Source organism: Vibrio penaeicida, assembly GCF_030689305.1.
GTDB classification, from domain to species: Bacteria; Pseudomonadota; Gammaproteobacteria; order Enterobacterales; family Vibrionaceae; genus Vibrio; species Vibrio penaeicida_B.
In genome coordinates this window covers 1-6,134 of the sequence record NZ_JAUYVM010000039.1, presented here as the reverse complement: position 1 = coordinate 6,134, position 6,134 = coordinate 1, and the positions used below count along the sequence as shown (strand labels likewise).

Sequence of the window (6,134 nt, the reverse complement as noted above, 5' to 3'; positions counted from 1 at the left end):
GACCTGACTCCGAATGAGTCGGAAAGACTTTACTGGGAAACTTACAAAACTGTGGCCAATTTTAGTTGACCACTACATAGGATCTGACGACAAAAACTCAGCTAACGTCTTGCTCAAGTACACACGTAGTAAGTCATCTTGGAACGAATTTTTAAGTACCTAGATTTTTAAGACCACGGTACAAGCCAACAACTATTAGTGCCGCGGAAAGCACGCAAAGACCTGAACCAGCATAAAGGATAAGTTCAACGACGACCTCACCAACAGGGGTTGATGAAAAACCTTTACCAGCAATTGGGAGCGTTTTGCTTGCGCCTAGTACAGCGACAAGAGTTATGGCGAGCCAGATAAAATACATACCAGCAATACTTGAGTAGTAAGATACCCTAAGCCATTTTTCTTCTAGAGATAACAACCCCCATATTAAACCAAATATCATCAATGCCATCCCGCTTTGAACGGCTGCTAAATGTGCGGACAGCGCCATTCTTGGGTTTAGAAAAGAAGGGATTAACACTCCCTGAAGTAAGCCAATAAGAAAAAGTACAGCTCCCCAGAATATTAGTTTTTTCCCTAGACTACTAATGTGTATATTCAATTTAAACCTCTCATAGTTATGTGGGTAACTTGGATGATTAACACCAGCTTAAACCGCAGACAGCGAACAAAACAAGCCACTGTATAGCGCCTTACACACAATTATTACTGCAAACCTTAAGAGAAACGCATGAGCATGCGTTTGTTAGGCTTATTTGACCTTCGATACTTTCACTACATAAGCAATAAGTACAGCCAATGAAGACCAAGGCATTGCGAACCACCAATGATATGAAGCTTGGCTACTGGTGAGATAACAATATGAGACTAAAACAACACTCGCAATTGTTAGGATGGAATATGCCCCCCACAAGGCAAAACAAATATCGGTATTGGATTTGGAAAGTTCAAATCTGCGCTGCTTAAATGCTGCAATAAAGAAAGTAAAAGGACTCGCTACCCAAACTGCAATATGAAGAAAAGAAAGAAGAATTAAGACACCAAGTGTCATATATATTTCCTTTATTAGCCTAACACCCAATTAAGTAGTGAACAACGCTGCCAGCTACCTAAACCATTGTGTCGTAACACTAATGCCGATTAAAACCAAAAATGCCAAGTGTTGCAAATCTTATTGAATTGATTGGTGTACCCCACAAAAAGTAGACTCCAAACTCAACGCAAACTAAAAGTGCCACACGGTTTTGGTCTGTTTGAATTGTTTGTTAGTTGCCCATTTCAAGGAGCGGCGCTAACATTTGTACACACAAAGACAAAGAGAATTGTTATGGACACTAGGATTCAATTTCGTGTTGATGAGGAAACAAAACGCCTAGCTCAACAAATGGCTGAAAGTCAAGGTCTTACACTAAGTGATGCTTGTCGTGAACTTACTGAGCAACTTGCTGAACAACAAAGAAAAGCATTATCTCACGATGCGTGGCTAACTGAACAAATTAGCCTAGCATTTGAAAAGTTTGACTCAGGAAAAGCGGATTTTATTGAACATCAAACTGCTAAGTCTCGAATGGAAGAGCGAAAAGCCAGAATCCGTAACCGAGGTAAGCAATGATTTTATGGGAAGAAGATTCACTTAATGATCGCGAAAAGATCTTTGAGCTTCTCTATGACTTCAACCCTGACGCAGCAGAAAAAACTGACAACCTAATCGTAGAAAAAGTAGAAAACTTGTTAGAGCAACCTCCGATAGGAGTTCAACGAAATGGTATTCGTGGACGACTACTCATTAACCCTGAGATTTCAATGATCATCTCATATTGGGTCGAAGACGACATCATCCGAATTATGCGTGTACTACACCAAAAACAAAAGTTTCCAATCGATTGATTGTTCCCTCAGGGAAACTAACGTCCGAATAAGCTGCCAAAAACGTACAAATACCGTTTCCACATACCACCTTAAACACCAAACTTACCACAAACCAAAAATGCCACGCGTTGGCGGTCGGCTTAAAGCTTTTTTTAGAGCGATACAAGCAAACAAACTCGCTTGGCAATGAAGCACTTAGCTTGTATTCAATGAACAACATCTTAGCCAACAAAACCTACTGCAACCAGACCACAAAACCCAAAACACCGATTCAGTCGAGAATTTAGAGGAGCAAACAGGAAATCAGGCTTAAAAATTTTATGAATCGAGATAATTTGGAAGAACTAAAATGGCTTGGTTTGCGCTAAATTTCCCACCTTGATACTGGCTGAGAAATCGAATTCAAAAGCACTGAAGCCAGCAACTTTCGATAACCTTACAACCCTTGAATTTTCAAAGCGCTATCAACGCTGTACTAAGTTGCCGCAAACATGTGGCTACACTTTTGCAAAGCGAAAATGCCACGTGTTGGAGGTCAGTTTGAGTGCCTTGTTATAATTTTGTACTCAATGCATCACGCATTGATAAAACAAGACCAACCAAGTAACGCTAGAGATCATCAGCATTATTAGGCGACTGATGCATTGTCTTGTGAGGTCTAACTGCACAAACAAGAAATGTAAATACAATTAAGGAAGATGCTCCAAGCACACCATATACTAAGTCAAGCATCGTCTCGTTCAGTGATATCTGGGTCCTAGCTCCAGCCCCCCTAGACATACCAAACTCCGCAAACTCCCAAAAAACCGCACTAGTACAACCCATGCAAAAGGCCAATAGCCTCCGTGTAAAAAGATTAACAGCCCCTGTCAAGCTATGCATAAACGGAATCAGCTGGTAAAAGAAGAATGTGATAGATACTCCCCCAAGGTAATGTACCAACCAATCGAACTTTGTATGCAGACCTGTATTGGTCATGAATACAAACAGAAAGCACACCAAAGCCGGAGCCCAACACAGATGAAAAGTAATTTTAAGTAAGGGGAACAAAATGAACCTTATTAACCATCGTGGTAGAGCGACCCATTACTGAGCGACCCCGCACAGATCCGGACGTGCGGAATTACCGCATCCGGCTCTTCAGTTATATTTTCACGCGTGTAAATCGCCACGCTTCTAATACCAATCTACATGAGTAAATCGCTTACTCACTCTTGGTCACTCTATGGCGTAGTACATTAGCATCTTATTGAAATTACTCCAATTATAACTTCGCCTGTTCAACCATTTATACAAACACCAATCACCACCTCCTGAGGCATGAAGCCTTGTTAAGGTGTGAGGACACAATACAGGAGCCCCGCATACCACCTTAACCACTAAAACTAACGCATAGTGAAAATGCCACGCGTGCCGAATCACTCTTGAGAAATTTGTTATGCACCGTCTCAAAACAAGGCACTTTCAATATGGAACCATTGCTCCATAAAAGGGATAAAGTCCCTTTGCGGTATGAATTTCTGTGCGGCGGTATTGTTTTTTAAAAATACTTCTTCCAAAGCCCACACATGGTGGTCAGCATAAACAGCCCACGCGTTTGCTCCATCGTTAAGCTCTAATCGGGATAGAGGCTTGACAGAAAGATAGCCTTTTAACAAAGCTAATGACCTATTAAGCTCCAAGTCGAACATGTACATACAGGATCTCGCCAACTCATAACCAGGAGGCATGTTTTGCACTAGATCCCAGTCGATCACATCGCTTACTGCGCAATTAGGGGCAAAAAAGACGTTGAAATGATGAAAATCACCGTGAATTAATTGCCTGCTTGTTAGCGGTTGATATGAGTGCGTAGCTTGTGAGCTAGCTAGATAACCACGCTGTTGCTTTACTCTTCGTAGCACCGAACCATTCGTATCAAATTCACCATTAGCTTCAATAGTGGCGACTATTTTTTGTAGTCTATCGACCCAAACACTTTTATCCCAAGAGAGCTCAATTGTTGGAAAATCGTTTCCAATCACAGAAGCAAGTTGAACATGCAGGTTAGCAAGGGCTTTTCCCAGCTGAAAAGCATGAGACTCAGACAACTCACTTTTTTCAATTAACGCTCCTTTTGCTTCAGGAAATAGAGCATAAAACTCATCACCTATTTTACAAAAGGAGTGGTGATCGTGCGTCAAAACCGGGGCAATTATAGTATTCAAATTTTGTGATAGCTTTCTCAACAGCTCATGTTCTAGCTTGATCTTAGCAACATTTCGAACGTTATATTTTTTAAGGTAAAAAGTCTCTGAGGATTGGATACGAAAAACATGATTCGTCGCACCGGCTGATTGCTGCTTTATACTAGCGTCAACACCAATCTGACTCCAGTTTTCACCAACCTCACGAACAAAATCACTCATAACTCCAGTTACCCCTTAGGTACTGGTGTACCCCACAAAAAGTAGCCAAAAACGCACAAATGCTGCTTCTGCAAGCTACCGTAAACACAAAACTCACCGCAAACTAAAAATGCCACGCGTTGTTTGTCGGTTTGAAGCTTTGTTAGCCGTTAAAAATCAAATGTTATTGCTTATTCAACAAAAACTTCCGCAAATCTCTTTCGGCGCGCATAACAAACAGGATAAATACTTTAACACCGTCTTGTTTATAGAAGACACGGCATGGATTAACAACAACTTCGCGATAACTGAGATGATCTAGTTCAGGAGGAATACGCCCAGATTCAGGAAAAGTTTCTAGACGTTCAACTTTAGAGAAGATCGTTTGAACTAATTGCTTTGCAGCTACGACATTTTCGAGTTCGATATATTCAGCGATATCATTAAGGTCTGACAACGCTGGTTCCGTCCAAATTATTTCAGCCATTTTGACATTTTGTCCTTGGCTTCATCGTGACTCACCACTTTACCATCAGCTATTGCGCGTTCACCTCGCGCAATACCCTCCAAAATCGCCAAACGATTCTGCATAAACTCGTAATCATCAACATCAACCAGATATGCCGACGGCTTACCATGTTCTGTAATCAACACTGGTTCTTTAGTATCGTGGAGATCGGCAAGGATCTTAGTTGCCTGACGTTTGAGTGATGTTACTAGTTCTACTTTCATGAGAGCTGCTCCAAAGGAATACTAAAGTGATACTATTCTATCACTTTGAGTATAGCAAGCTCCTTGACGGCTAACGCCAGCTTAAACCGCAGACAACGCTCAAACCAAGTCGCTGCATTGCACCTTAAATACTAAATTTACTGCAAACTAAAAATGCCACGCGTTGTTTGTCGGTTTGAAGCTTTTGTTATATCAGCCTTCTAACCTTATGTAATAAAGTTGATACGCAGAAGACCCGAAATTTTTCCAACTTCCTTTTTGACAAGAAGTATTTGAATCATTCCTAAAATACAGCCTTACTTTTTTCTTTGCCATTTTAGCACTTAGCAACATACTTAGAGCTGCTTTACATGCTTCTGGTGTATATTCACCGGACATCGCACCTGTGTTACAAATTACATTTCCTTCACCCATTGAGCCTATATTGACGTGAACATTACCACCTGCAGCAATGGCAACATTATTAACATCACCCACACAGTTGTGTGTAGCCAAAGCAGAAAAACTCAAAAGGCTCAAAGCCAAGATTGCAACCTTCATATTTACCTCGAAATAATAACTGGGATATAACGCCAGCTTAAACCGCAGACAACGCACAAAACAAGCTGCCGCATACCACCTTAAACACTAAACTCAAAGCAAACTAAAAATGCCACGCGTTTTTGGTCTGTTTGAATTGTTTGTTATGAACGGACTTTACGGCAACCTCAGAAATTCAGCAAATACAGAAGGTTGAGACGCAGAGCCAATTCACAAAATGTTGGCAGCTACACGATAAACCCACAACGAGTTGACTTAAAACACCCAACAAGTTTGGAGTTTTTCAATGCACTGCCGCCCCGCAAAAATCACGGCGCAGCAAATGGCTGCTAGAAAGAGTTACTTGCCAAAAATACCCAAACAGCCAATTTGCCTTTTGATGAAACCCAAGCGGCATTTCACCAAAGGAACATTGCCGATTTTCAATTGGGAAAGATTCAAATCATGATGAAAAGAAAAGCAAGCATTGAACCTTAAACACAATTATCACCGAAAACCAAAAATGCCACGCGTTGTTTGTCGGTTTGAAGCTTTTGTATGGATAATCTTCCCTAAATTCGGGTAATGTGAGACCCAGGCTTTAGCGGCAACTAAAGCTTTCTATGGGGC

Annotated in this window: 8 protein-coding genes; 2 read left to right on the top strand and 6 right to left on the bottom strand. The window is 41.1% G+C overall.

Annotated elements, in window-relative coordinates:
* Positions 1-151 precede the first annotated feature (151 nt).
* On the bottom strand, positions 152-598 hold the full coding sequence (locus tag Q8W40_RS27690) for a hypothetical protein (protein ID WP_305402062.1): 447 nt from the start codon (positions 596-598) through the stop codon (positions 152-154).
* 150 nt (positions 599-748) lie between these two features.
* Complete coding sequence (locus Q8W40_RS27685) at positions 749-1,048, bottom strand: hypothetical protein (protein ID WP_305402061.1); 300 nt, start codon at positions 1,046-1,048, stop codon at positions 749-751.
* 276 nt (positions 1,049-1,324) lie between these two features.
* Here Q8W40_RS27685 and Q8W40_RS27680 point away from each other — a divergent pair, with 276 nt between their 5' ends.
* Together Q8W40_RS27680 and Q8W40_RS27675 are read left to right on the top strand one after the other, a co-directional pair.
* Positions 1,325-1,609 carry a type II toxin-antitoxin system RelB/DinJ family antitoxin gene (locus Q8W40_RS27680; protein WP_305402060.1) on the top strand — a complete coding sequence of 95 codons (285 nt, stop codon included), beginning with the start codon at positions 1,325-1,327 and terminating at the stop codon, positions 1,607-1,609.
* Positions 1,606-1,884, top strand: a complete 279-nt coding sequence (locus tag Q8W40_RS27675) for a type II toxin-antitoxin system RelE/ParE family toxin (protein ID WP_305402059.1) — start codon at positions 1,606-1,608, stop codon at positions 1,882-1,884. Before Q8W40_RS27680 ends, Q8W40_RS27675 begins: the two co-directional genes overlap by 4 nt.
* Before the next feature lie 1,430 nt (positions 1,885-3,314).
* On the opposite strand, the gene Q8W40_RS27670 is transcribed toward Q8W40_RS27675, so the two are convergent.
* From Q8W40_RS27670 to Q8W40_RS27655, 4 genes are all read right to left on the bottom strand, one after another.
* Complete coding sequence (locus Q8W40_RS27670; protein WP_305402058.1) at positions 3,315-4,274, bottom strand: phosphotransferase; 960 nt, start codon at positions 4,272-4,274, stop codon at positions 3,315-3,317.
* A 163-nt stretch (positions 4,275-4,437) separates the two neighbouring features.
* Positions 4,438-4,740, bottom strand: coding sequence for a type II toxin-antitoxin system RelE/ParE family toxin (locus Q8W40_RS27665; RefSeq protein ID WP_305402057.1), 303 nt, complete (start codon positions 4,738-4,740; stop codon positions 4,438-4,440).
* Complete coding sequence (locus Q8W40_RS27660) at positions 4,728-4,985, bottom strand: type II toxin-antitoxin system Phd/YefM family antitoxin (RefSeq protein ID WP_025553727.1); 258 nt, start codon at positions 4,983-4,985, stop codon at positions 4,728-4,730. Before Q8W40_RS27660 ends, Q8W40_RS27665 begins: the two co-directional genes overlap by 13 nt.
* A 192-nt stretch (positions 4,986-5,177) precedes the next feature.
* A complete protein-coding gene (locus Q8W40_RS27655; RefSeq protein WP_305402056.1) occupies positions 5,178-5,510 on the bottom strand; it encodes a hypothetical protein in 333 nt (110 codons plus the stop codon).
* Positions 5,511-6,134: the final 624 nt, after the last annotated feature.

Coding starts and splice junctions, on each gene's coding strand:
- Q8W40_RS27670 (WP_305402058.1), bottom strand. CDS start 4,274: ATGAGTGATTTTGTTCGTGAGGTTGGTGAAAACTGGAGTCAGATTGGT.
- Q8W40_RS27675 (WP_305402059.1), top strand. CDS start 1,606: ATGATTTTATGGGAAGAAGATTCACTTAATGATCGCGAAAAGATCTTT.
- Q8W40_RS27685 (WP_305402061.1), bottom strand. CDS start 1,048: ATGACACTTGGTGTCTTAATTCTTCTTTCTTTTCTTCATATTGCAGTT.
- Q8W40_RS27665 (WP_305402057.1), bottom strand. CDS start 4,740: ATGGCTGAAATAATTTGGACGGAACCAGCGTTGTCAGACCTTAATGAT.
- Q8W40_RS27660 (WP_025553727.1), bottom strand. CDS start 4,985: ATGAAAGTAGAACTAGTAACATCACTCAAACGTCAGGCAACTAAGATC.
- Q8W40_RS27680 (WP_305402060.1), top strand. CDS start 1,325: ATGGACACTAGGATTCAATTTCGTGTTGATGAGGAAACAAAACGCCTA.